The 25,031-nt window shown below is 64.1% G+C and carries 28 protein-coding genes; 14 read left to right on the top strand and 14 right to left on the bottom strand.

Features of this window, described 5'->3' with window-relative positions:
- Positions 1–50: 50 nt before the first annotated feature.
- The 3 genes from AAGD32_10320 (at position 51) to AAGD32_10310 (ending at position 2,009) form a co-directional block, all read left to right on the top strand.
- A complete protein-coding gene (locus AAGD32_10320) occupies positions 51–1,361 on the top strand; it encodes a hypothetical protein (GenBank protein MEM8874642.1) in 1,311 nt (436 codons plus the stop codon).
- A gap of 25 nt (positions 1,362–1,386) precedes the next feature.
- Positions 1,387–1,650 carry a hypothetical protein gene (locus AAGD32_10315; GenBank protein ID MEM8874641.1) on the top strand — a complete coding sequence of 88 codons (264 nt, stop codon included), beginning with the start codon at positions 1,387–1,389 and terminating at the stop codon, positions 1,648–1,650.
- A gap of 62 nt (positions 1,651–1,712) precedes the next feature.
- Positions 1,713–2,009 carry a hypothetical protein gene (locus tag AAGD32_10310; GenBank protein MEM8874640.1) on the top strand — a complete coding sequence of 99 codons (297 nt, stop codon included), beginning with the start codon at positions 1,713–1,715 and terminating at the stop codon, positions 2,007–2,009.
- On the opposite strand, the gene AAGD32_10305 is transcribed toward AAGD32_10310, so the two are convergent.
- Together AAGD32_10305 and AAGD32_10300 are read right to left on the bottom strand one after the other, a co-directional pair.
- The gene (locus tag AAGD32_10305; protein MEM8874639.1) at positions 2,002–2,958 is read right to left on the bottom strand and encodes an anti-sigma factor; all 957 of its coding nucleotides are present in this window, start codon (positions 2,956–2,958) and stop codon (positions 2,002–2,004) included. The two genes, AAGD32_10310 and AAGD32_10305, sit on opposite strands and share 8 nt — an antisense overlap.
- A complete protein-coding gene (locus AAGD32_10300) occupies positions 2,955–3,578 on the bottom strand; it encodes a sigma-70 family RNA polymerase sigma factor (protein MEM8874638.1) in 624 nt (207 codons plus the stop codon). Before AAGD32_10300 ends, AAGD32_10305 begins: the two co-directional genes overlap by 4 nt.
- A gap of 241 nt (positions 3,579–3,819) precedes the next feature.
- Here AAGD32_10300 and AAGD32_10295 point away from each other — a divergent pair, with 241 nt between their 5' ends.
- Entirely contained in the window at positions 3,820–4,710 is an 891-nt protein-coding gene (locus tag AAGD32_10295; protein ID MEM8874637.1) for a DUF4394 domain-containing protein, read from the top strand.
- 86 nt (positions 4,711–4,796) lie between these two features.
- On the opposite strand, the gene AAGD32_10290 is transcribed toward AAGD32_10295, so the two are convergent.
- Positions 4,797–6,254 carry a radical SAM protein gene (locus AAGD32_10290; protein ID MEM8874636.1) on the bottom strand — a complete coding sequence of 486 codons (1,458 nt, stop codon included), beginning with the start codon at positions 6,252–6,254 and terminating at the stop codon, positions 4,797–4,799.
- 174 nt (positions 6,255–6,428) lie between these two features.
- Between AAGD32_10290 and AAGD32_10285 the strand changes: the two genes are divergently transcribed.
- Positions 6,429–6,683, top strand: a complete 255-nt coding sequence (locus tag AAGD32_10285; GenBank protein ID MEM8874635.1) for a hypothetical protein — start codon at positions 6,429–6,431, stop codon at positions 6,681–6,683.
- 1 nt (position 6,684) lies between these two features.
- On the opposite strand, the gene AAGD32_10280 is transcribed toward AAGD32_10285, so the two are convergent.
- The 8 genes from AAGD32_10280 to AAGD32_10245 all read right to left on the bottom strand — a co-directional run bounded on the left by AAGD32_10280 (position 6,685) and on the right by AAGD32_10245 (position 16,685).
- The gene (locus AAGD32_10280) at positions 6,685–8,217 is read right to left on the bottom strand and encodes a calcium-binding protein (GenBank protein MEM8874634.1); all 1,533 of its coding nucleotides are present in this window, start codon (positions 8,215–8,217) and stop codon (positions 6,685–6,687) included.
- A 33-nt stretch (positions 8,218–8,250) separates the two neighbouring features.
- Positions 8,251–9,435, bottom strand: a complete 1,185-nt coding sequence (gene xylA, locus AAGD32_10275; protein ID MEM8874633.1) for a xylose isomerase — start codon at positions 9,433–9,435, stop codon at positions 8,251–8,253.
- Between the two features lie 41 nt (positions 9,436–9,476).
- The gene (locus AAGD32_10270; protein ID MEM8874632.1) at positions 9,477–10,370 is read right to left on the bottom strand and encodes a 6-bladed beta-propeller; all 894 of its coding nucleotides are present in this window, start codon (positions 10,368–10,370) and stop codon (positions 9,477–9,479) included.
- A 12-nt stretch (positions 10,371–10,382) separates the two neighbouring features.
- Complete coding sequence (locus AAGD32_10265) at positions 10,383–11,876, bottom strand: hypothetical protein (protein ID MEM8874631.1); 1,494 nt, start codon at positions 11,874–11,876, stop codon at positions 10,383–10,385.
- Between the two features lie 17 nt (positions 11,877–11,893).
- A complete protein-coding gene (locus tag AAGD32_10260; protein MEM8874630.1) occupies positions 11,894–14,347 on the bottom strand; it encodes a hypothetical protein in 2,454 nt (817 codons plus the stop codon).
- A gap of 22 nt (positions 14,348–14,369) precedes the next feature.
- A complete protein-coding gene (locus AAGD32_10255; GenBank protein MEM8874629.1) occupies positions 14,370–15,521 on the bottom strand; it encodes a prepilin peptidase in 1,152 nt (383 codons plus the stop codon).
- A gap of 81 nt (positions 15,522–15,602) precedes the next feature.
- Positions 15,603–16,088, bottom strand: coding sequence for a hypothetical protein (locus tag AAGD32_10250; protein ID MEM8874628.1), 486 nt, complete (start codon positions 16,086–16,088; stop codon positions 15,603–15,605).
- An 87-nt stretch (positions 16,089–16,175) separates the two neighbouring features.
- A complete protein-coding gene (locus AAGD32_10245) occupies positions 16,176–16,685 on the bottom strand; it encodes a shikimate kinase (protein ID MEM8874627.1) in 510 nt (169 codons plus the stop codon).
- 74 nt (positions 16,686–16,759) lie between these two features.
- Between AAGD32_10245 and pyrH the strand changes: the two genes are divergently transcribed.
- The 8 genes from pyrH to AAGD32_10205 all read left to right on the top strand — a co-directional run bounded on the left by pyrH (position 16,760) and on the right by AAGD32_10205 (position 21,629).
- Positions 16,760–17,494 carry a UMP kinase gene (gene pyrH, locus AAGD32_10240; GenBank protein ID MEM8874626.1) on the top strand — a complete coding sequence of 245 codons (735 nt, stop codon included), beginning with the start codon at positions 16,760–16,762 and terminating at the stop codon, positions 17,492–17,494.
- 106 nt (positions 17,495–17,600) lie between these two features.
- Complete coding sequence (gene frr, locus AAGD32_10235; protein MEM8874625.1) at positions 17,601–18,161, top strand: ribosome recycling factor; 561 nt, start codon at positions 17,601–17,603, stop codon at positions 18,159–18,161.
- Positions 18,162–18,185: 24 nt separating this feature from the next.
- Positions 18,186–18,845 (top strand): O-methyltransferase, encoded by a 660-nt coding sequence (locus AAGD32_10230; GenBank protein ID MEM8874624.1) that lies wholly within the window; start codon positions 18,186–18,188, stop codon positions 18,843–18,845.
- A 46-nt stretch (positions 18,846–18,891) separates the two neighbouring features.
- Entirely contained in the window at positions 18,892–19,356 is a 465-nt protein-coding gene (locus tag AAGD32_10225) for a PilZ domain-containing protein (GenBank protein MEM8874623.1), read from the top strand.
- The gene (locus AAGD32_10220; GenBank protein ID MEM8874622.1) at positions 19,353–19,901 is read left to right on the top strand and encodes a GNAT family protein; all 549 of its coding nucleotides are present in this window, start codon (positions 19,353–19,355) and stop codon (positions 19,899–19,901) included. Before AAGD32_10225 ends, AAGD32_10220 begins: the two co-directional genes overlap by 4 nt.
- Positions 19,898–20,302, top strand: a complete 405-nt coding sequence (locus AAGD32_10215) for a VOC family protein (GenBank protein ID MEM8874621.1) — start codon at positions 19,898–19,900, stop codon at positions 20,300–20,302. The genes AAGD32_10220 and AAGD32_10215 overlap by 4 nt, the downstream gene beginning before the upstream one ends.
- A 43-nt stretch (positions 20,303–20,345) precedes the next feature.
- The gene (locus AAGD32_10210) at positions 20,346–20,804 is read left to right on the top strand and encodes a hypothetical protein (protein MEM8874620.1); all 459 of its coding nucleotides are present in this window, start codon (positions 20,346–20,348) and stop codon (positions 20,802–20,804) included.
- Between the two features lie 45 nt (positions 20,805–20,849).
- Positions 20,850–21,629 (top strand): methyltransferase domain-containing protein, encoded by a 780-nt coding sequence (locus AAGD32_10205; protein ID MEM8874619.1) that lies wholly within the window; start codon positions 20,850–20,852, stop codon positions 21,627–21,629.
- A gap of 66 nt (positions 21,630–21,695) precedes the next feature.
- Here AAGD32_10205 and AAGD32_10200 read toward each other — a convergent pair whose 3' ends face one another.
- Positions 21,696–22,580 carry a sigma-70 family RNA polymerase sigma factor gene (locus tag AAGD32_10200; protein MEM8874618.1) on the bottom strand — a complete coding sequence of 295 codons (885 nt, stop codon included), beginning with the start codon at positions 22,578–22,580 and terminating at the stop codon, positions 21,696–21,698.
- A 1,049-nt stretch (positions 22,581–23,629) separates the two neighbouring features.
- Here AAGD32_10200 and nadD point away from each other — a divergent pair.
- Positions 23,630–24,265, top strand: coding sequence for a nicotinate (nicotinamide) nucleotide adenylyltransferase (gene nadD / locus AAGD32_10195; protein MEM8874617.1), 636 nt, complete (start codon positions 23,630–23,632; stop codon positions 24,263–24,265).
- Between the two features lie 6 nt (positions 24,266–24,271).
- Here nadD and AAGD32_10190 read toward each other — a convergent pair whose 3' ends face one another.
- Both AAGD32_10190 and AAGD32_10185 read right to left on the bottom strand, forming a co-directional pair.
- A complete protein-coding gene (locus AAGD32_10190; protein MEM8874616.1) occupies positions 24,272–24,520 on the bottom strand; it encodes a hypothetical protein in 249 nt (82 codons plus the stop codon).
- A gap of 48 nt (positions 24,521–24,568) precedes the next feature.
- Complete coding sequence (locus AAGD32_10185) at positions 24,569–24,937, bottom strand: hypothetical protein (protein ID MEM8874615.1); 369 nt, start codon at positions 24,935–24,937, stop codon at positions 24,569–24,571.
- Between the last annotated feature and the right edge of the window lie 94 nt (positions 24,938–25,031).

The raw sequence follows: 25,031 nt of genomic DNA, 5'->3' as shown, positions 1-25,031 counted from the left end.
GCGAGTGGCCTCCGGTTGCGGGGCACCCCGGCTACTGATTGATTACGTCCATGGAGTCGATCACCTTTCAGCAACGCCTGATCCCGCCGAGCCAACTTCGGTGGAAGCGCTTCATTTGGACGATCGGCTTTATCGGAGCGGGCGCGTCTGCTTTTGGCTTTGCGTCGCTGACCCGCGTCGTGTCTCCTCCTGATGAACCCGCAACGGCAGCCGGCTTCGCTGTGGGGGTTCTGCTCCTGTGCACCATCTTCGCCGTCATCGGACTCGGCATCAACGCGTACATCTGGTGGTCCGAGCGCACCGACAAACCAGCGCGCAGAGCGACCATTACCTTCGACGCGAACGGATGGCGATACCTACGCGGCGATGCTGAAGCTGAGCAAATGGATTGGTGGCCGCATACACGGGTCAGCATCCACCGGAAAGGCTCCGCCGATCGCATTCGACTGAGCATCGAGGGGACAGGTTCGTATGGCACGAACGGGCGGCAATACTGGGTCGAGTTTGTGCCGCCGAAGGGCCTAACCCTCTCGGCCGTGCGATCGCAGATCGGCATTTGGATCGCCCAATCTGGCGATGCTCATCCACCGAGTCTAACCGCCATCAAGCACTGCCCGGCATGCGGGTATCGCCTGGACGTCCCCCGCCGGCTGTCACGTCCGGGCCGCTGCCCCGAATGCGGCTGGACATTCACCACGGACACGATCGTTCTGCGCGGGTTCGCCGGTCGAACCTACAGCAGGCGCATTGGCGTCAAAACACGCAGCCGGCTCGTCGACCGGGGTCTGCTCGCGCTGTCTGCGATTGCACTTTTGGGAGGAATGGTTTTGCTCGCCTGGCTGTTGGGTCAGGTCGGGCGAACGGTTGACGGCCTACACCCGCTCATCCGGCAGACCTGCTTCGCGTTTGTAGTCGTTGGCTTTGTCTTGGTGATGCTCTGGGCGCTGGTCGTGGCACTCCGCAAGGGAGAAACGGCCAACGAGAAGCGGGATCGAAAAGTCGCTTCCGCCGACAGGCCGGTCGGATCCGATGGTGTGGTGCTCACGCCCGAAGGTTTTCGGCAGTTTCGTCGCCGACCAAGCTGGCCCCAAAACGATGAACGCGTCAGCCGAATCCGATGGCCCGGCTGGCATGCGCGGCCTGTCCGCTATCCCAACGGGATGACGCGCTTGTGCGTCGATCGACCCACACCTTCGCCCGTAGGTCGCTGGCTGCGTCGGATGCAGCGACGCGTACCGCTTTGGTCATGGTTCGTTCGTCGACCGGTCGACATCGCCATACCGCTCTCCCGTACCGAGCACCGCAAGCTTCGTCGACGGCTTCGCGCGTTCGATCGGAAAACCCGGTCATCGGGTGATTAAGCGGCGACTTGTTACCATTGCACTTGTGTCGACGGAACCGAGCAGGACGAGTCGCTTTGGTCGATTTCTGATCGGCTTCGGCGCGGTGCTCTGGGCGACGCTCGGCGAACGCGTCGTCGGATTGCTGTTTCTCATTGCGGCTCTTGCGGGTGCGGTCGCGGTGGGGTTGCCGATCTCGATGCTCGCGGGGGTGCCGGTCAGCTGGATCACGTTGAGCATCGTCGGCGGTTGCGTCGCGGTCGCCACCATCGCCGGCTGGGCCGGGCTGAAGCTCTCGAACGCTGTTTGATTCAACGCAGGCATTGCCGCTTCAGTTCGCCTCGAAGAAGTCGGTACCGTTATCCTGCCGGCATGCCTGCCGCCAAAGTTGCCTGCCGCACGCCGACGCCGGGGAAGACGCCGACGAATGTTGATGCGCACAAGTTCAACTTGGTGCGTGACGCGATCCTCGATGTGCTACGGGAGGCCGGCGACGACGGGGTGGCGTTCATGGCGGACCTACCGGACGCGGTGGGGGCTCGCCTGACCGAGGACATCGGCAGCGTCGGGTGGTACACAACGACGGTGAAGCTGGAACTCGAAGTCCGCGGCGAGATCGAACGCGTCCCCGGGTCGAAGCCGCAGCGGCTTCGGCTGGCCGTTAGTTGAGCACGCCGTAGGCGATGATCTTGCCTTCGGGCAACGGTTTGCCGCCGGCTTCTTCGAGGCTGACCGCGACGGCGAGCTTGGCGCCCTGCGTTTGCGGCAGCGGGCCGCTGAAGATCGCATCACCACTGGCACCCATACTCACCATGCCCAGGGACGTCGGGGGCTGGCCTTCGGTGAGGATCCACAACTGGTACGTTTCGCTCGGATCGGTCGGCGCGAATCGGGCCAACGACACCTGCACGCGCTCGGCGTCTTCGTCGACATGCGCTCGTGCCACGGCGTCGGGCGAGAGCGAACTGGTGCTGGCCAGTTCGGCCGTCCGCACCGTCGGCGACATGGCCATGCGGAACTGGTCGGTCATCGCGTCCAGTTGTTCCTGCAACCGCGCGATCTGCTCGGCGCTTGCCTGGTTCGCGTCGATCAGGTCTTGAACCTGAGAGCGTGCGTCGGCGAGGGCTTGGCGTTGTTCGACGAGCCGTTGGTCGTTGCCGCGGGCCATGGGCGCGAGTTCTTCGATCTTTCCTTTCTTCTCGGCGACCTCGGCCTCGAGCGTGCGGATGTGCGGGGCTTGCCAGAGCCAGACGGCCAGCGCGGCGATGGCCGCCGCGGCGGCGGTTCCGACGACATTCCGCCAGTTCACGAAACGGCGTGGCACGTCGGCGGCGCGGCGGGCATCCAGTGCGTCGGTCGCGGCCTCGATCACCTCGACTATCGGCGTCGACTCGGCGGTGCCGAGCTTGGCTTCCAGCGCGGCCCATTGCGTGGACGACGGCGCGATCGGATCGACGGCGGTGGTCATAGCGGCGAGAGTCGCGCGGGCTTCGGCCAGCGCACCGGCGGCCGCAGGATGCCCCGACGCGAGCCACTTCTCGGCGGCGGCGCGCTCCTCCGGCTCGGCGAGATCGGCGGCGTAGAGCAGCATCAGATTGTGGAGGTCGTCGCGCGTCATTCGCCGCCCCCCTTTTCTTTGGTCGGACCGGCGGCGGCGCCGTCCGTATCTGAATCCCCGTCTGAACTACGGGTTTCGCCGGGATTGAGACGCGCGTGAAGCCGATCACGCAGGTGCAGCATCGCCCGACGAAGTCGGCCCTTGATCGTTCCGAGCGGCTCGTTGACGCGCTCGGCGATCTGCTTGTGGGTCATCCCGCCGAAGAACGCCAGGTCGAGCAAATGTCGCTGCTGTTCGGGCAGGTCGGCCAACTCGGACTTCACTATGGATCGTAACTCCGTTCGCTCGGCCGACGCATGCGGCGAATCGCCCACGTCGACGACGGAGGCATCAGGCAACCGCTGGACGATGTGGTCGCCTCCGGCGGATTTGCGGTTCATCGACCGGATCCGGTCGATCGACCGACTGCGCGTCAGCAGCAACAGGTACGTCTGCACCGAACCGCGGTCCTGGGTGAACTGATCCGCCTTCTGCCAGAGCTCGAGGAAGACCTCGTTGACCAGTTCCTCGGCGTCGTGGCGGTCATGCAAGAGCCGGGCGGCAATGCCGAGCATCGAAGGGGCGTGGCGTTCAAAGAGCGCACGCATTGCGTTCGCATCACCGTCGGCGACCCGCTTCATGAGCTGATTGTCAGACGGAACGTGCGACAAAATAGCTGACCGGCAAACGCGGTTGAACGGTCGCGCGGTGGGCCGACGCTAACACAGGTCGACATTTGTGTGAACGGGATGAAATCGACCCGACCGAGGTTGATCGAAGAACGAGCGAAAATCCACGGCGTGCGCATCTGCTCCGAACGCATTGTCGTACCCCAACGGAACCCTCAACACCCAAGAAAGAGAGAACATGAAAATGCATTCCATGAAGGCACTTGCTGTCGCCGCACTCGGTTCCTTTGCCACGGCCGGCACTGCGAACGCCGAAGTGATCTACGGCCTCACGACTCAAAACAGCATCGCGATCATCGACAGCACCGCGCCGTCGAACTCCGTGTCGGGCGGCACCATCACCGGCCTGGCGCAGAACGAGATTCTGCAGATGATCGACTACCGCGCCGCCACCGGCGAGATTTACGTCATCGGCAACCAGTCCAACATCTACACCGTCGACCCGGGCACGTTCGTCGCAACGCAGGTCGGCTCCACGCTCTCGACGCCGCTGGCCGGGACCAGCTTCGCGTTCGACTTCAACCCCGCCTTCGACGGCGGCAGCGGTGACCCGACCGACATCGGCCGGTTCGCCCGCATCATCAGCGACACCGACAACAACCGCGTCATCGACGGCAACACCGGCATGTACCTCGGCAGCGTCGAGAAGACCCCGGTCTTTTACGCGGCTGGCGACGTCAACGAAGGCGCGGACCCGAACATCGTCGGCATTGCCTACACCAACAGCGTACCCGGCGCGTCTAGCACCCAGCAGTACGGCATCGACCGCGCGACGGGCTCGGTGGTCACGGTGGCCAACAACGCCGGCACGCTCGTGACCATCGGCGACGGTGTCCTGCCGGTGCCGACCACCAACGAAGCCGGCCTCGACATCTCCGGTGCCAGCGGCATCGCCTACGCCGTGCTGCAGACCGGGCCCAACTCCAACCTCTTCACCGTCGACCTCGGCGATGGCTCGTTCACGCTCGTTGGCGAGTTCGCCTCCGGCGACCTGATCCGCGACCTGACCGTTGTACCGATCCCCGAGCCGGCGAGCGTCGGCCTGCTCGCGCTCGGTGGCCTCGCGCTGCGTCGTCGCCGATAGATCACGATCTCTCTTCGCAACGCGAGCCCGGCGTCAACACCGACGTCGGGCTCGTTTGCGTTAAATGGACGCCCTGATTTCTCGTCCTACCTGTCGCCGCCGAGGACATGTAGTTGGAGTTTGGTGCTCTTGTCGGCACCGTCGTCGTCGCCGGTGATGCGGGTGTAGCTCACGTCTTCGAGGCCCGGGGCGGAGCCGATCCACGTCTTGTCGTCGAGCTTGTCGACCTTCCGCAGGGCCGGCTCGGGGACGGGCTGAAGGTCGGGGCTGTCGGGGCCGTCGTGGCGTTGCAGGACGTTGTAGTACTGATCGCGTTGTGCCGGGACGAAGCCGGCGTCGCGGATGAGTCGGCAGATCTCACGGACCTGCAGCTTGTACGTCGTGCCGGCGGCGCTGACGACGTTCTCCTCCATCATCGCCCCGCCCATGTCGTTGGCGCCGTAGAAGAGCGCGAGCTGCCCGATCTTCGGGCCCATCGTGACCCAACTGCTTTGCAGCGACGGGATGTTGTCGAAGAACAGCCGGGCGATACCGAGCATGCGTAGGTACTCGCTCGCCGCCGCACTGCGGACGACGCGACCCTTCGCGACGTCGGGGTGTTCGAGCGTGTCGAAGTCGCCATGCACGTCGGGGTCGTACTCCTTGGCCCGGCCCAGCGGTACGTTCTCGCGCTGGAACGGCCAGTGGATGAACGCGATGTAGTTGCCCGGCGCGGTGTGGATCTCTTCGGGGCGGACCTGCGACTTCTCGAAGACGCCGGGCAGGCGCGTGATGGCCTGGCGGGTGATGCCGGTGAGTTCCTTGCGTCCCTGCAAGGCGAGGGCGTAGTCCTGCATGATCCGTAAGCGAGCCATGTGGTCGATGCGTTCGGGGACGGTTTCGATGTGCCCGATCATCATCGTGCAACTGCTCGAAAGCCCTTCCTCGTGGGCGACGCGCATGACACGCAGCCAATCGTCGGCGCTGGCCTTGATGTGACCGATCTTGTCACGAGCCCGCTCGGCGAAGATCTCGCCGCCGCCGCCGGGGATCGTCGCCAGGCCGGCGTCCTTGAACTTGCGGATGATCTCCCGCACGTCCATCCCCCAGAACCGCTCGAACTCGATGAACTCCGGCGGGCTGAACGCATGGATATGCACCGTCGGAAACTCGGTGCGAATGTACTTGAGCAGGTCGAGGTAGTACTCGATGGGCAGGCGGTCGTTCATGCCACCTTGCATGAGGATCTGCGTGCCGCCGATCGCGACGAGTTCCTCAATCTTCTGGCCGATCTGCTCGTGGGTGAGCGTGTACGAGTCGTGATCGTCGTGATCACGGCGGAAGCCGCAGAACGTGCATTTGCTGGTGCAGACGTTCGTGTAGTTGATGTTGCGATCGATGATGTAGGTGCGGTAGTCCTCGGGGTGCATCCGCTCGGCCACGACCGTCGCCCACTCCCCCAGGTCCTGCAGCGAGGCGTGCTTGTACAGTTCGTATGCCTGGGCCTCGGTAAGACGGGCGTTGCCGGCGAGGAGCGGATCGATGTCGAACGAGAGCTTGGCCATCGGACCTGAAGTGTACGTTTCACTCGCGCCAGAATCCGCGCGGGGTATCAAGTTTCGCCGGATGTGACAGATGGCCGGGAGTCGCCTCGCCATGTGCCCGGTCAAACCAACTGGTTGCGGGAAGCTTCGGTGATGGCGAAACCTCGACGCGCTTTGCAGCGTTCGTGACAAATCATGGGCATCGGCCGTGTCGGTGCCGTTGGTAAGTTGTTCTCGGCCAGCGCCGACGCTGAGGGTGTCGTTTCCAACCTCGACGACGTCCGCGGCCACACAGGCAACGACCTGCTCATCGGCGGCAACCCCAATGACAAACTCTGCGGCGACGAGGACGACGACACCCTCCTCGGTGGCAACAGCCGAGACTACCTCTGCGGCTGGACCGGCACCGACGACGACGCGGTGGTGTCGGACATCGAGGAGTTGGTGTGAATCACGAAAGCAGGTCTTCGCGCGGGTCGTAGTCCTGAACCTGTCCGGGGACTTCGCCTGTCGGGTCAACCTGCGGCACCTCCGATGGTGCGCCGATGTTGCCATTGACCTCGTATCCCGCGAAGAGGTCTGGGCCACTATCGCCAAAGATGACGTCAACGCCGCCCCAACCGTTGAGCACATCCGCGCCCCCACCACCACGGAGTGTATCTGGTCTTCCGGTCGAGGGAGAAAACTCAGCACCCTTGCCACCGTCGATGCGATCCAGGTCGTTCCCACCGAGTAGCACATCTGCCCCATCCCGACCGGCCAGATCATCTTTCCCGTTGCCGCCGCTGATGTAGTCGTCATCGCTCCCACCCGAGAGCGTGTCGTCACCGGAACCACCGTAGAGGTACTTCCTACCCGAGCGATCACTGCTGGTGAAGGTGTCATCCCCGGACTCGCCGTAGAACCGGACAACCGGCCCACCGATAATCCCACCGGGCGTGCTCGCGTCGTTGAAGGAGGAGATAGCGTCGTTGCCTCCGCCGCCGTAAACCGTAGTCGGCAAGCCCGGCGGGAGATTTCGTAAGCCCAGTACGTCGTCACCTTCGTTGAGGAAAACGCGCAAACCCGTTAGGTCCCCCAGTAGCGGTTCCCCGAGCACTCGATTCGCAGTGCTGATCTTGAGCGTGTTGCCAGAAGCAAGAATGGTCAGCTGGTCGCTCGCGCTTGCAGGATTCAAGCGGGAACCGTCCGATCCAACCACCGTCACAATGCCATCGCGTATCAGCATGACCGATTCACGCGGCTCGTCGCTATTGACATCGTCGGCGTCGGGGTCGGCGAACAAGCGGTCAAACTGTGGATCGAAGTCGCTATCGATTGCATCCTGTAAATCGATCGGGCTGAAGACATTCAATGGGCCTTTGCCGCCGCGAAGTTTGTCAGCCCCCGGGCCACCATCGAGGACGTCGGAATCGAACGAACCACCGTAGAGTTCGTCTTCGCCGGCACCGCCCAGCAGGACATCACGGGCGGAAAAGCCGTAGAGCTCATCGTTACCATCGTCACCAGAAAGCAGATCGCGACCACTGCCGCCAACGATAAAGTCATCGCCGTCGCCACCGTAGATTGTCGCGCCGACATTGAACGACGGGAAGGTTGAAGCAACGCCGAAGTTGTCGTCTCCAGCTTCGCCGTACAAGCGATACCCGCCCAGAGCGCCTCCGGTGTTCGCAATGGAAACGTTGTCGTTGCCGGCCCCACCGTAAAGCGTAAGCCGTTCTCCTAACTTGAGCGTCGTCAACTCGAACTGCAAGTCGAACTGGTCATCACCATCTCCGAGGAAAAATCGATAGCGTCGGACGCCCGTGAGATCGAAGACACGATCAACCTCTCCGGCTTCGCTGAGTGTCGCGGAGTTGTCAGTGATGACGAGGGCGAGAATGTCGGCGTCTGCGGTGCCGCGGATGCCAAACGTTGCCCCATCGACCACCGCGTCCACTGCGAGCAAGCGGCGTGTTTCAAGTACTTCATGGTAAGTGGCCATAGCAACCGTATCGACGCCGCCGATACGTTGCCGTTACCGCACGCCCATGATGATCTCGGCGGTGAGTTGGTCGAGTTGCTCATACGGCAGCCGGGCCTTGGCAAGCTTGGTACGGTCGAGGTCGGCTTCGCGCAGCTTCTTCATGTTGGTCTTGCTGAACTTCGTGCTGATCTTGGTCAGAGCCGCGTCGTCCTGATTGATCTTCTTGAGCAGGCCCTGGATTTCTTTGTCCGCGTTCCAACGCTCGGCTTTCTGCTTGAGGATCATGTACGTCCGCATGCTGCCGTTGGCGAAGGCTTTCACATCTTCGTAGTCGCTCTGGCGGAAGGCGTGGCTGTCGAAGTGGCGCGGGTTGTCGTAGCCGTGGTCTTCGAGGAGTTTGACCAGGTGGAAGGCGTGCTTGTAGTTGACGCTGCCGAAGCGGAAGTCCTGGTCGTAGCGGCCGAACTCCTGGTCGTTGAGGTCGATGTGGAAGAGCTTCTTCTGCTCGATGGCCTGGGCGACGTGGTGGACGAAGTTGAGCCCGGCCATGTGCTCGTGGGCGACCTCGGGGTTGACGCCGCACATCTCGGGATGCTTGAGCGTGGGGATCAGCGCGAGGTAGCTGCCGGTGACGGCGAAGTAGATGTGGCCACGCGGCTCATTCGGCTTGGCTTCGAACGCGAACTTGTAGCCGTATCGCTGGTCCTTCGAGTAATCACACAGGTAGTCGATGCACTCGCGGAATCGCTTGATCGCGTCGACCGGGTTCTTGGCACTGTCCGTCTCCGCGCCCTCGCGGCCGCCCCAGAAGACGTACGTCTTTGCACCGAACTCCTTGCCCAAGTCCATCGCCGCCATCGTCTTCTGCACGGCATACGCACGAATCCTGGCGTTGTTGCTGGTGAACGCGCCGTCCTTGAACACCGGATCGCTGAACAGGTTCGTCGTCGCCATCGGCACCTTCAGGCCATTGTCACGCAACGCCTTCTTGAAGTCCTTCTTAATCGCCTTGGCTTGCTCCGGCGTGGCGTCGATGGGGATGAGATCGTTGTCGTGGAAGTTGACGCCGAAGACGCCTTCGCATTCGCCGAGCAGATTGACGATCTGCCACGGCTCGAGCTTCTCACGCGTCGGTCCGCCGAACGGGTCGGCCCCGGGGTTGCCGACGGTCCAGAGGCCGAAGGTGAACTTTTGGTCTTTCGTCGGAGCGAGCGCGTCTTGGTTGGTCTTGGCCATGCGGGCCAGTTTGGGTGAAACGTTGTTTCACGCAAGGGCTGCTAGAACCGAATCACCTGCAACCGGTTGTTCCCCGCGTCGATGACGACCACGCGACCCTGCTCATCGACAGCGCTGGCCCACGGGTAGGCGAGTTGTCCCAGACCCCGGCCGGCACTGCCCCACACGCCGCGGCTCGCGCCGGTGACGCGGTCGAGTTTCTGAACACGATTGTTGCCGAACTCGGTCACGACCAGGTCGCCGTCCGGATGGATGTCGAGCCCGTAAGGGAAGTTCAGTTCGCCAAGCCCGGTGCCCTGGCTGCCAAGGTTGCGGCGAAAGTTGCCCGCCAGGTCGAACACCGCGATGCGGTGGTTGATCGCATCAGCAACGAACAACTCATCACCGACAATCAGGATCGACTGCGGCCGAAGGAACTGACCATCGTCTGTGCCGCGCGAACCGATGATCCGAAGCACGTTGCCATCAGGATCGAGAACGGTGATGCGGTCATTGCCGCCATACTCGGCGACGTATGCGTTGCCCGCCTCGTCGAACGCGATGTCCGTCGGCAACAGGTACTGACCGGGCTCGTAGCCGTTCGCGCCGAACCGACGCAACTCCTCGCCCTCGGGGCTGTAAATCACCACCCGGCTGTAGTGCGTGTCCGGCACCCAGAGATTTCCGTCCGGCCCGACGCTCAGACCCACGGGCTTACCGGCGTTCCATTCGGGCATCTGCCAATCGACCACGGCGTTGCCGTCGGCGTCGAGCCGCTGGATGTGGGCGGTGCGATCGACGACGTAAAAGCCGCCGGTCACCGGGTCGAACGTGATGGCCCGCGGATACACCACCTGCCCGAGCCCTCGGCCGCGTTCGAGCCAGACCGCCTCGGGTTTATCGCCGTCACAGCCGAGCGCGACAAGCAAAACCAGGATGAACAACCATCGATGCACGTTCCCCATCATTCACGTCCGGCGCCGAGGTAGCGAATGAATCCCGCCGGCAATCAGGGCGAGCATTCCCACCGACACCGCGAGCACGACCGACGCCTCGGTCATCGCACGGTCGTCAGCGATATGCAGCCAGGTCGCCATCCGCGGCGGAAGCGTATCGGGCACGAGCAGCACCGTCGCCTGAATCTCGCCGAGCGACAACGCCGCCGCGCCCGCGGCAGCGGCAATCAGGGTCGTGGCGTGGAGCGGCAGGGTGACGTGTCGCAGGGTCTGCCACGGTGTCGCGCCATCGACACCCGCCTGCGCCTGCAACGCCCGCATCCCCGGCGTCCATGCCAGCCACGCCGCGGCCAGACCGATCCATGCGAACCGTCCCGAATGCGCCAAGACCACCACCGCGTCGCCGCCGTAGATCCAGTCGGTCAACGCCAGCAACGGCCCGGGTATCGGCTGGTTCAGCAGGCGAATCCAAGCGATTGCCAGCCATTGCCCGCCAAGCAGAAACGCCCCGACGGCCAACACCAGCGCGCCCGTGCCACGCGAAACGAGCGCGGTGACACCGAGACACGCGGAAACCAACCCGACGACAACGGCGACGCCGACGCCGTGAAAAAGTGCCGCAAGGTACGGCCGCGGATCAAACACCAGCGTCGGCAAGTTGCACATCAACACCGTGACGGGAAACAACGCGAGCCCGACAACGATCGGCCACCGCCAGCGTCCTCGTCCTGGCTCGGGTTCGGTGACTTCGGTGCTCGTCACACGCCCCCAAAGCACCGCCAAGCCGGCGGCGATCAAAGTCGCCAACACCGTCGGTAGCAGCGTTGCGATCGCCGAGGCCGCCCGTGCGTTGCCGCTGCTCTGCCCCACCGCGACGCCTTCGACGAACGTGCCGGTGTCAAAGACGGTGCGGACGACGGTGGACGTCACGCGAATGCCCGAGGCGTCCCAAACGGCGAAGGTGCCGGTGGCTAGTGCGAACGCAGCCGCTCCGCCCGCGATCGCGGCAGGCAGGAGCAGCCGCGCCGACACACGCCACCGCCCGCCATCGAGCGCCGCCGCGTCCAACACCGCACGGTCGGTCCGCGCGTGCGCCACCGACATCAGCACCGCCGGCACGGGCCACAACCACAGACCTAACGACACGATCCCCCGAGCCACGTCCGGCCAAGACTGCGGCGCGAACGGCCCGACCCAACGCAAAAACTCCGCTCCGGCATACGCCCAGGCCAGGCCGGGCATGGCCAGCGCCACCGCGGCCGCGACGATCCCGACACGCCGATGCATCGTCGGAAAAACCAACGTCGCAATCCCGACCGCGATCAACGCCGCCGTCCCGTTGACACCGAGCGTCCGTAACAACACCTCTCCCCGCCCGCCCGTCGGCCATGCCTCGCACAGTGTCGCCGGCTCCATTATCAACAACGCCAGCGCCCAACCAATCGGCACCGCGCAGCACAGACCGACGATCAACCACCGCAGCGCCAGCATCCCACGCACGAACACGCCCGCAGCCTATCGCGTCAGCCCGGCAGCATCCGCATGATCCGTGTCACCACCACCGCCCGCGCCTCGTCGAGCCGAACCCGATGTTGCCCAACGAACGGCTCCTCGGCGACGATTTGCTCGAAGATGTCCAACCCCGCACGCCATTCCCCGCGGCGGACCAACACCTCGGCGACCGTGTCGCGGATGCTCGTCGAGTCTGGGGACGCACGATGGGCCGCCATGGCCCAGTCGAGCGCGTCGTCGAGGCTACGATCGACCGATCCCGACAACCATGCGGCGCGGTTGCCGATTAATGGCTCGTCGGGCATCTGCTCCAACCAGCCACGCATCGGCCCCATCTGCTCGGCGTAAACCTCGTCGGCCAAATCACCCAGCCCGGCCTCGTCGAACTTGCGTAACCAGAAAATCGTCACGTCCACGGCACCACCGGGCACACGAACCGCCTCGACTGCCAACGGCAATGCGGCGTCGATGTCGCCGGCTTCCCACTTGGCCAGTGCCGCCTGTGTTCGGCGCTCCTGGTAGAGGCTGATGAACCCTTCGATACGGGTAAACCGGACGGTCGGGACATGCAGGTAAATCGCCATGTCGTCGTAGGTCGCGGCCGCCTCGGCGTGTGCCCCAGCTTCGTCCGCCGCGTCGGCGTAGGCGTTGAGAATGTCATAGGACGCGTACTCGAACGGCACTGCCATGCGTCGCGCCGGACCGAGCAGTTCCAGCAACGCTTCGGGGCCGACATCGCCGGCCGCCGCCCTTAGCGCCGGCCCCGGCTCACCGAGCGGGAGCAGCCGCACGAACGCCTCCCACTTCTCCGGCTCGGCGCTCCGCCGGGCCAACTCAAAAGCGATCGCCGCCGCGAGGTCGGCATCCTGCGCCGCGACAAACGCACGCTCCAACGTGCCGACTGCTGCAGCGCCATCTTGGTGGCCGGACAGCGCGAGCAACGCCTCGGCGTTCCCCGGCTCCGCCTCGGCCCACTGCTCGGCCGACGCCAACGCTTGATCGTGACGTTCGTACGCATCCAGCAACGCGAGCTTCGCAATGCCCGGCGCCAGCGCGTCCGCCACCGCCGAGACAACATCAGGCGGCGCGGTCCCCAACACCACGGCCTCGAGCAGTTCGAGCCGCGTCGAGATCGGCATGTCGTCCTCGAACGCCATCCAGTACGCCGCCCCATGAACCGCCAACGGCGAAAGTCGACTCATCATTTCGGCTGCGGCAGCCATGCGTGATTCAGGAACATGCAACGACTCGAGCAGTTCGACGGCCCGTTCCGGCTGGATCTCGTACAACCAAAACAGGAATCGCTCGGTGTCCTCGCTCATGTCGCCGAGGAACGTTGCGTTCGGCCGAGGACGCGCACCGCCGTTGCCGATCGCGGCAAGCCATCGTCGGGCCTGGTCCGTGTCATCGAGCGCGTCGGACGTCCTCAACGCCGCCCAGGCGAGTTGCAACTCGTCCCCACCGCGTGCCGTGAGGCCGACCTGGTTCCGTGCGCGAACCAGCGCTTCGCGTAAGCCCCGCACATCGCCACGTTGTCGCAACAAGCCAAGCTCGTACGCGATGTTCGGCTCCTGCATCGCGAAGGCTTCTTCAATCCGGCCCCCGAGAAACAGCGCGTCGGCCGCATCGTTCGCTCGGAGACCGCGGTTCAGCCCGGCGACCATGTCGGCCACCGCCCGATCGAAGTCGTCCGCGTCGCCCCGCCGATCGGCATCGTGCACCGCCAGCAGTCGGTTGTACGGGAACGGCAACACGTCCAACGCCAGAGCCGCGTCACCGACCCGGTAGCGCAGCATGAACGTCAGCGGGAACTTCTCGGGATCGGTGGCGAGTTTGCGAGCGGTGCGGCGGAGCGGTTCCGGATCATCGCCGGCCTCGAACGTGAGCAGGTGCTGCTTGGCAACGGCCGACACGAATCGCGGCGGGACGGGTTTGCCCGTCTCCGTGCAGAGCACCGCCATGGCGGACGAGGCCTTTGCCGGTTTGACCTCACTGATAAGTTCGAGCAACGCGAAGGCCGAATCGTGATCTCCCCGCTTGAGCATCCGTAGCGTGGCGTTCGGAATGTCGTCTTCCAACAACATTGCGAGCGCGAGGTCTTGGCCCTCGACCACCGACGCGGCAAGCACCGTCGCACCGCCGGGCACGTCCACGAGGCGGCGGGCGGCCCGCTGGCGCTCGTTGATCATGCCCGGTGGAATTGCGAAGAACGCACTCGCCGACTCCAGCAGCGGCGGGGGCATGTCGGGCGTCAGGCCATGATCTAACATGAAACGGATGTGACGCGCCCGGCGACGAACTTCCGGACGCGGGTCATCGAGCCCCCGCTCCAGCCACACCTCGGCTTCGGGGCCGGCAGCCCACAACGCTTGCGTCGCCGACTCCCGCACCGACGGCTGCGGATGGCCCAGGCCGTCGAGCGGCGTCGTTCCGAACAGACCCGTGAGCAGCAAAACGATCAGCACGGGCGAATCGTAACGACCATGCCTAGCAGAGCACCATCAGATATTGCCCGATCGGCTGCCAAAGCAGGATCACCGCCGCCGTGCCGGCCGCGAGGTACGGGCCGAACGGCAGATGGCGTTTGCCCGTGAAAAGCCAGACCGCCCCGGTCAACGGGAGCGCGAAGAACGGCGCGAGGAAAAACGCCACAACCGTCGGCCACCAGCCCAAACACGCCCCCACGCCGACCATCAGATGCACGTCGCCCAAGCCCATCGCCTCCTTGCCGAAGCCGTAGCTGCCGAGGATGCGGATGACCCAGACGACCCCGCCGCCGGCGAGGGCGCCGAGCAGGACGCCGGCGAATGCTTGGGCCCACGTCGGCAGATCGAAGCTTGGCAGGAAGTAGCCGACCGTCGCCGCGAGGATCGGCGGCAGCAGGAACACGATCTCGTGGCGGATCTCCGCACGCACCTTCGACGCCGGCCACGGCTCGGGCGCGTCGTCACCGCCCACCTCGATCGGCGGAGCATCGTCCGCGAAACTCACCTTGAACACACCCGCTTTCAGCAAGGCGATCGACACCAGCAGCCCGACCGTCCCGCCGAACGCGGCGTTGGCCCAAACGCCGTCGATCAGCAGATTCCCCGGCAGGTCCGCCGAGTCGGCCAACACATGCACCAGCAGCCCGACGACACCGACGAAGTACGGCAGCTCCAGCGGGATGATGAAGTGCTCCGCGTCAATCAACGACGCCGCGAGCAGCACCGCGACGAGCAACAGCACCATCACGAGGATCGGCCAGGCGGCTTCGAGCGGCACATCGCCGAGCGTCGTGAAAGCTGTCGTGTTCCCACGGATCGGATCAACCACCACCTCGCACAACGCCGGCCCCAGTCCGAACCGCGTCAACGCCAGCCAGTACCCGAGAAACAGCAGCGCCGTGATGAGCTCGACCAACGGATACCGCACACTGAACGGCGTCTTGCAATACCGGCACTTCCCACCGAGCGACGGCCAACCGAGGATCGGGATGTTATCGAGCGGCCCGAGCCGATGATCACAACTCGGACAATGCGAAAACCCACCGAGCGACTTCCCCACCGGCAGCCGGTAAACGACGACATTCAAAAACGACCCAATGCACGCCCCGAAGGCGAAGACGAAAGCAGCGAGGATGAGGTCGAACGCGGGCAAGGGGGAACAGCGTAGCCAATCTCCGCCACTTGGCGATCGCAGCCCAGCAGCCGGGCGATTACATCGCCCTCGCCGCGACGACTACCGATACAGCCCACGCTCGCCGTCCCACTTCCACCCACGGTGGCTCGGCAGGTACTCCGACCGAAGGTACGCGAGGTGCGCATCATCCTTCACCGGCGAGAGCCGACCCTTCGCCGTCCACCAAGCTGCCCGTCGTCCCCACGCCAAATTCAAGTCTCGCGTCAATCGTAAGCGAATCGACCGCGCGAGAGCAGCACCATCGCGTTCATGACCCCATGCGAAAACGATGTGAAGATGCGTCGGCTCGGTTGCGATGACGAGTGGGGTCGTGTCGAGAAAACCCATCGAGTCCAAGCTCGATTCGATCAACATTCGCTGCATGTCGCCGTTGAGGTAGACGGTCGCTTCGGCTTGATTCTTGCGGTAGGCACCGGCGAGACCTCGGTTTGTCGGAAGAAGTCCGTGTTGCCGATGGGCAAAACCCTTCGGCTTATCGGGCATCCATGTGCCGTAAGCGTGGAGCGTGATCATGCGGCGACGCATCGAGCTCAGTCTCGGTTCGGTCGTTTCCGTGTCAAACGGAGCCGTCGTGGCCAGGGCGATGTAATCGCCCGGCTGCTTGGTGCATTCTCACTGTCGCAGCAACCGCTCGATCTGTGTCACGATGTGCTCGGGGGTGTGGTGGGTCACGTCGATCGTGTGGGTCGCGACGGCATCGTAAAGGTGAAGGCGTTGCTCGAGCACGGTTGCGACTTCACTCGCGGCGTCGGTGCCGTGTAGCGCGGGGCGTTTGAACGTGTCGGTCTCGATCCGGCGGGCGAGTTCTTCGACCGTACATTGCAGATACACCCGCGGCCGATCGGAGAGCTTGAGCATCTCACGGCTCGGCTCGAACGTCACCGCCCCGCCGCCGAGGCTGATGATGGTCTCGGGCATCTGCAACGCCTCACGCAGTGCGTCGCCTTCGCGGTCTCGGAACAGTGCTTCGCCCTCGTCCTCGAACAGTTCGACGACGGTTCGGCCGGCGTCCTGCTCGATGATCGCGTCGGTGTCGACCCAGCCGCAGCCCAACCGCTCGGCCAACAGTCGGCCGACGGTCGTCTTTCCGCTACCGCGATATCCGATGAGAATGGGTCGCATGCACCACAGTAGCGGTCGCCGTCTGCCGAAACGGGCTTGGTTCCCGCCATCGTCCCTTTCGCTACCATTCGGCCATGGACCATCCGATCAAGTACAACCGCGTGTTGCTGAAAATCTCCGGCGAATCCCTCTCGGGCGAAGGCGGCTTCGGTATTGATCGGGACCAGCTCCACAAGATCGCCCAGCAGTGCGTCGACGTGCAGAAGGCCGGCGCGGAGCTCGCGATCGTCTGTGGCGGCGGCAACTTCATCCGCGGTGCCCAATTCACCCAGGACGGCACCTTCCCCCGTACCACCGCCGACTACATGGGCATGCTCGGGACGGTCATCAACGCACTGGCCCTGCAGGAGACGATGGAGACGTTGTACCCCGGCGACGAGATGAGTGTCCGGGTGATGTCGGCAATCAGCATCAGCCGAGTGTGCGAGCCGTTCATCCGTCGCAAGGCGATCCGGCACCTGGAAAAGGGCCGGGCGATCATCCTCGCGGCCGGCACGGGCAACCCGTTCTTTACCACCGACACCTGCGCCGCACTCCGCGCCGCCGAGATCGAAGCGGACGCCCTGCTCAAAGCGACCAAGGTCGATGGCATTTATGACTGCGACCCCAAGACCAACCCCGACGCCAAGCGGTTCGACAACCTCACCTACACCGAAGCGATCGACAAGCGGCTCAAGGTCATGGACATGGCCGCGTTCACCATGTGCGAGGAACGCGAGATGCCGGTCATCGTCTTCGACATGGGCGTTCCCGGGAACATTCTCAAGGTCGTCAAGGGCGAGACGATCGGGACGACGGTGGGGGTCTGAGCTGGTAGGAGGTAGTGCTTGGAACTTGGAGGTGGTACGTTCACCGCCACGAGCAACCAAGCAAGTAACTAAGCTCTAGGCTCTACCAACTAAGGACTTTCCCAACATGCCCCTCGACGACATCCTGCTGGAAGCTGAAGAAGCGATGGACAAAGCGGTGGACCACCTCCACCAGGAACTGCGCGGCATTCGCACCGGCCGCGCTTCGCCCGCGCTGGTCGAAAACGTGCGCGTCGACTACTACGGCAGCCCGACAGACCTGAAATCCATCGCGGCGATCACCATTCCCGAACCGACGCAGATCCTGATCCGCCCGTTCAGCCCGCAGGACGCCGCGGCGATCAAGAAAGCCATCGACGAATCGAACCTCGGCCTCAACCCGATGATCGAGGACAAGCAGGTCCGCCTGAACCTGCCCCCGATGAGCACCGAGCGCCGCAAGCAAATGGCCGCCCAGGTCAAGGACCTCGGCGAGCGCACCAAGGTCAGCCTGCGCAACACCCGCCGCGACGCCAACAAGCACATCGACGCCGAGGAAAAGGAAAGCCTCCTGACCGAGGACGACGCCAAGCACGGGAAGGAAGAAGTGCAAAAGCTCATCGACGAGCGCGAGGCTAAGGTCACCGAGAACGTCAAGCACAAGACCGACGAGGTGATGGAAGTCTGACAACGTCACTCAACGGAGGGTGCCATGAGCGACGACGAGCAACGGACACTCGACGCCTGGGCAGTCGACCGGCTCGGGCTGGGCGACAAAGTACTGGATCGAGCGGCACAGCGTGCCGCCGACGCCGGTTTGCCGGACATCGCCGTCTCGTCGCTGCAGGGGCACGGCCTGACCGTTCTGGCCAAGATTGTCGGTGCTAAGCGAATCCTCGAAGTCGGTACCTTGGCCGGCTTCTCGACCATCTGCCTCGCCCGCGCCCTGCCACCCGACGGCAAGTTGATCACTCTCGAGATCGACCCGACCCACGCCGAAGTCGCATGCGACAACCTCCAAGACGCTGGCGTCTTGGATCAAGTCGAAGTTCATATCGGCCAAGCCATCGACACACTCGCCAAGCTCGATCCGGTCACCGATGGGCCGATCGACCTCACGTTCATCGACGCCGACAAAGAGAACTGCGTCGTGTACCTCGAACACGCCCTGCGTTTGTCCCGCAGCGGCAGCGTGATCGTGGTCGACAACGCCTTTCGCCAAGGCCGGATCATCGACGGCGACACGCCCGACGTGATCGGGATGCAACAACTCTTCGATGCAATCGCGGCCAACCCGCAGCTCGACGCCACCGCCTTGCAAACCGCCGGTGCCAAAGGCCTCGACGGCTTTATCCTGGCTCGCGTCCGTTGACCTGCCTTGCCTGCGACGGCCCGACCGGCCCGCGTATCATCCGACCGTGTCCAAAGGCGTCGAACTTTCGGAGCGACGCCTCGACGAACTTGTCGAGGCGATTTACGGCAAGGACCCCGACGACGGCCAACGCCGCAGCCCGCGAGTACGGACATCGGAATCAGTTCTTGTCTTGCCCTTCGACAACTCGGGGGCGAAGCGTTCGCTAGTCGCCGAGGTCTGGGACCTGAGCCGCGAGGGCATCGCGGTGCTGTTGGACATGGAGCTGACAAAAGGTTCGAGCTTCGACATCAAGGTGCCGCGTGACGGCAAGCGTGATCTGGAGATGCTCTGCGAAGTGCGTCATGTCCGCCCGCACACCGACGGCCGCTACCTCACGGGCGCGGTGTTCGGCGCGAGCTGGTTCACGAGCATGGCGGCGATGATGCAACCGCCACCACTCGCGAGCGGCAAGCGCGGCAAGGACGCGCCCGTCGCGCGGCACGTCCGAAGCCGGGTGGTCGATCCGTGAAGCATCCGACGCTCACGACCGACCGGCTGACACTCCGGCCGCTGGGCGTGTCGGACCGGGCGGAGTTCGTACGGGTCTGGACCGATGGCCGCGAACACTTCCGGCCGTGGTTTCCGGCCGAGCATCTTTCCATGCGACCCGACCGGCTCTTTGACGATTGGCTGAACCGCCTCGCCGCTACGAAGCGCGACCGCAACGGGCTGCGCTACGCCGCGTTCGAGAATGGTGGGCTTGTCGGGTTTTTCCACATCGCCAACATTGTCATGGGCCCGCTGCGTAGCGGATATGCGAGCTGGAACGTCGCCGCCGACGCGATCGGCCGGGGCATCGCCGTCGAGGCGACGACCGCCCTGCTCCGCCATGGCTTTGCGAGTGGATTGCACCGCATCCAGGCCAACGTCATCCCCTCGAACAAACCGAGCATGCGCCTCGCCGAACGACTGGGCTTCCGCCGCGAAGGGCTGGCAAAAAAGTACCTCCAGATCGCCGGCCACTGGCAGGATCATGTGATGTTTGCGATGCTCGCCGAGGAGTTCTCGCCATGAGCCCACCCCCGAGCCAGACCATGATCGCGATTGACCACGTGCAGCTGACGATGCCGCAGGGCGAGGAAGACAAGGCCCGTGCGTTCTTCGCCGGTGTGCTCGGCATGGAGGAAGTACCCAAGCCCAAGCTCATGGCCGACCGCGGCGGTTGCTGGTTCGTCTCCGGCCCTGTGCACATCCACGTCGGCGTCGAAGACGACTTCACCCCGCAACGCAAAGCCCACCCCGCCCTGATCGTGCCCGACCTCGACGCGATGGCCGACACGCTCGCCGACGCCGGGCACCGCGTCGACTGGGACACGCTCACGCCCGAACGCCGCCGCTTTCACACCGACGATCCGTTCGGCAACCGCATCGAGTTCCTCGGCGAAGGCGATGGGTTTACGCAGAAGCCGTGGTGAGCCGCGGATGTCGGACGGTTGATTCGTTTGGTAGCATTCGGCGATGCGAGTTTCATTCGTCTTGGCTTTGTTGGCGTTGATCTTTTCGGGCGGTTGCGCCAACCCCCTCGTCACTGGCTACACCGGGCAGTCGATGCCTGCCCTCGCGGAAGACGCACCGGTGTTGGTCGTCGGGGCGGATGTTCGTAACCCGGTCGCGATGGCGAAGTTCGTCGACGCGATGGATCGTGCGCGTGGTGATCGCAGCCTGCTCGGGACGTCCACCGCGGTGGCGGCGCGTCCGCTGCGGGACAAGACCGCCGCCGACGCCGCCCGTCAGCTCGGTGCCGATGCGGTTTTCTACACCTACGAGTACGTCACCAGCACGATCGAGCGGTCGACATCGTTTGAACACTCCCGCGATCGAAAAGGCAACGTGGACGTCAGCGAACAGACCGACGACACGACCCGCCACTGGTACGAGTACCAGGCGTCGTTCTTTGGGCCTCCGACTGGGCAGTAACCCGTTCCAGATCACCCCTGCGCGCCGACCGTTGGCGAATCGCACATGGCGAACCCCGACTGGAATCCCGACCTGTACCTGCGATTCGAGCGCGAACGTGAGTTGCCCGTGCTTGATCTGCTGCACCGGCTCGCGGACCGCCCGGTGCGACGGGGGGCGGATCTGGGCTGTGGACCGGGCAACTCCACGCGACACCTGCGACGACACCTCGGTGCCGACGCGCGGCTCGTAGGCGTGGATGTGGACGCGGCGATGATCGAGTCGGCCCGGGCGTCGGACGTCGATGCCAAGTGGGTACACCAGAGCATCAACGACTGGGCACCGACGGAGCCGTTCGACCTGATCTTTTCCAACGCCGCGCTCCAATGGGTGCACGGGCAGGACGCCCTGCTGCCCCGGCTGGTCGAATGCCTCGTCCCCGGCGGGCAACTCGCGGCCCAGATTCCGACGCACACGCACACCGCGGTCCATCAAGCGATCCACCAAACGATCGCCGACGGACCGTGGGCGGACGACTTGCAGCACCTCGCCGACACGTTCGAGATTCGCGAGCCGAGTGACTACTTCGACATCCTCACGCCGCACGCCGACGTCGAGTTGTGGGTGACGGAGTACATCCACGTCCTCGACGGCCCCGACGACATCGTCCGCTGGATTCGCGGCAGCGGCCTACGGCCGTTTCTGCAAGCCTTGCGTGACGGTCAACAAGACGACTTCCTGAACGCCTACACGCAGCGCATCCATGCCGCTTACCCGCAGCAAGCCGACGGATCGGTGCTGTTCCCCTTCCGTCGGCTGTTTTTCATCGCCACCCGCGCCGGATGACCGCAACGGAAAAGCCCCGCGTCACAGGACGCAGGGCTTTTCCTACTTGATTGAGATGACCGTCGGTTAGACCAACACCGGCTCTTCGGTCTTGGTCGCCGCCTGCGGCTCGGGGCGGTTACGGAGCACGCCGTCTTCCATGCGGGCACGGATCTTCACCAGTGCCTTGTTCTGGATCTGACGGACACGCTCCTTGGTCACACCGATGATGCGGCCGACCTGCTCGAGGGTGAGCGGGGCATCCTCTTCCTGGGCCCAGTTGAACCGGCGCTTGAGCACGGTCCGCTCGACGTCGGAAAGATCGGCCAGGTTCTCATCCACGATGGTCTTGAGCTCATCGACGCAGTCGTCCTCGACCAGCTCGCGACGAACCTCGTCCCAGTTGGACTTCTCGAGGTCCGGCTCGAACTCGACCGGGAAGCGCTGGCGGTGACGCGAGTGCTTCATGGCGGTCCGACTGAACGCCTTGAGGATCGCCCGGCAGGCGTAGGTGCTGAACTTGAAACCCTTGTCGACGTTGAACTTATCGACGGCCCGGATCAGCGCCATGTTGCCCTCGGAGACGATCTCGGCGAAGTCGACATCGCCAAGACGCGTCCGCTTGGCCATCGCCAGCACCAGCGCGAGGTTGGTGCGGACCAGGTACTCGCGGTAGTGCTCGAACTTGCGGTCCCATTCGACCAACTCGGAGGCGGTCTTCTTGTCCAAGCCCTTACGTTTCACGCGACGCTGGAGGATGCCCAGCTTCTTCTTGGCGTAGTTGAAGCGGAGGAACATGAGCTTCTCTTCCGCGGGCTTCATGAGCTGCGGCTGGCCCAGGTCCTTCTCGCCCTCGAACGCCTCGTCGCGGGTCGGCTGGTACCACCGGGTAAACGGCAGCGCCTTCTCGGAGTCCTCGACCTCGAAGAGCGCCTTTTCCACGCCACGCTGAGCGAATACTTCGGAGTCCATGAAATCGTACTCGATCTCAAGGACACGCTCCGCGTTTGCGCGCAGCAGACGCGGCACAGGATGGGACTTCTTATCTTTGTTTTCAGTGGCCATAGTCTCGGCCTGTTCTTTCGTTTCAGTTGCCATGGGGAGGCTCCTTCTCATCGTCATACGACCGCGTCGTGCGGTCGGTTTTTCACAATCGCGGGTGATGCCGAACGTTCCCGCCGGGCTGGCGAGGACCATTCGTGCCTCACTTGGAAACGTCGGCCGGGCCGGCGTCTGCGAGGTTGAGCGGCGTCGCCCCGCCGAACACATGGAACGGGTCGTCGACTGCTCGAGGATGTAATGGCTCCGCCGATCGGGTCTCGATCTCGGGCCGCCGGGATGGAAAGCGACAACGCTTGAGCACGGCCAAGTTCGGCCATCGGCATCGGCAAGCGTTCACCTACTTCATACACCCTGTTCGGTCGCGGGTTGCATGACCGGTGGGGGCCAAACTGTGTTTTCGCCGCGTGGTGCAAACGACACGCCGGCCCGAAGCCGAATCCATCGTTCTCACATCTTTTTGTCCCAATAGGTGCCTGGGCCGCTAAAAACGGGGCCGCCGGGGCGATCGGGCGTTTCAGATGTGCCGAGCAGCGCTGACAACGCGTCGCGAACTGGCGGACATGCCGCCCGTCGGACTGTCGTTCTGGCCGGGGCAACGACGGAGCCGGCAGTCGCCAGCACACCTCGCCGCACACAGTCAGACCCCCCGAGCCGACCACCGTTAGCAACATCGAGGTTGATAACGCCAGCTGGACCGTTGGGCAGTGCTTCCTTGTGTCGCCAATCGGCCGTCCGAGAAAATACGGGCCTGCCGATTGGCGGGAAGCGGTTGAGCAACATACAGGGCGGTGCGGGCGCGTCAAGGACTATTCACGTCACCGCCAGATTTCTTCTAATTTTCCGTGAGCCTGTAGAATCGGATAGTGCCCCCCGCGAACTCCAATCCTTCTACCGGCCCGAGGTCCGCGAAAGTCGGCGAGCCCAGTGCAGTCGCACCGACTCCGACGGGGGCAACGCCTGTGCCGGCCACGGCCCCCGGAGCCGGCACCCATCGCAAGCATGCCAACCCGCGCCGCTTGCACTTTGGCGGTACGTTCAATCCCATCCATCTGGGACATTTGATCTGTGCCCGGGCTGCCGCCGAGGCGCTCGGCTTTGACAGGGTGGTGCTCATCCCTTCAGGCCGGCCACCCCACCGCGACGACCCGGACCTCGCCCTCGCCGAACACCGCCTGGCCATGTGCAAGGCCGCCGTCGCCGTCGATCGCATGTTCGAGGTCAGTGACGTCGAACTCCGCCGCGACGGTCCCAGTTACACCTACGCCACCGCCGGGGTCCTCGGCGAGACGCTGGGCCTGCCGATCGACTGGCTCATCGGGGCTGATCAGCTCCCGACGCTACCGAAGTGGAACAACGCCGAGCGCCTGCCCGACCGCGTCCGCTTTCACGTCATGCGCCGCCCCGAACACGCGATCGACTGGTCGAGCATCCCTGCCCCGTGGGACGAGTTCAAGCAGCGTGCCGCCCTGACCCCACGCATCGAGATCAGCGCCACGACCGTTCGCGAACGCCTTCGCACCGGCATGAGCATCCGCTACCTCGTCCCCGGTGCCGTGAACGACTACATCAAGGAACACCGGCTGTACGTGGTGTGAGATGAGCTAACGCAGCCCAAACTCCGAAACCGTGCGTTCATCCAACCGACCTTCTGCCACCGCAAGGATGTTCTCGTGGACCGCGTCGAAAAGGAAGCACTCGACAAAAGCCGGGGCATCCTCATCCATCAGCGCAACGACGTAAATCGTCGCTTCCGGCTCATCCAGCGGCCGCACGGCAAACCAAACATGGTCGGGATGACTCCACGCTTGAAACTGGCAGATCAACGGCACGTTGTTTTCGGCAATCGGCACTGCGTCACTTTCGGATAACTCCGCGAATAGGTCCCCGAACCGATGCACTCACTCAAGCCGAGCGTTGGGCGGAGCCCTATCGGCCGATCTCTCTTTGATTGTCGCTTGGTAAGTTTCGACATAGAGCGGATCACGCCACGAGCCCATGCAACTCGGAGCCCAGTCGACCGGCGCGAGCGTCGGTAAGCCTGTTTCGGCATCGAGGTAGACAGTCGTATCGAACTCGACGATCGACCTCGACACTTCCGTCCAGAGCGCGGCGGCTTCGCCACGATCCCAATCCGCATTGGCATTACTGCGGGCATTCCCGACGATCTGACGTCGCTCCTGCCACTGCGTAAATGCCGGGCGAACCTGGGACCAGCCGAACCACCAAATGAGTTGGCCTGTTACAAGCAGTAGCAAGACAACTGCCACCCGCTGGATGAGACGATTAGGCCGTGGTGTCCGCGCGTAGCAGAGGGCTCTCGGCATAGTGGCTCTGACGTGCCATCGGCGCGAAAGTTGGCAG

This window comes from Planctomycetota bacterium (genome assembly GCA_039182125.1).
Taxonomy (GTDB): Bacteria; Planctomycetota; Phycisphaerae; order Tepidisphaerales; family Tepidisphaeraceae; genus JBCDCH01.
The sequence above is the reverse complement of the archived record's forward strand: the minus strand, read 5'-3'. Positions and strand labels throughout refer to the sequence as shown.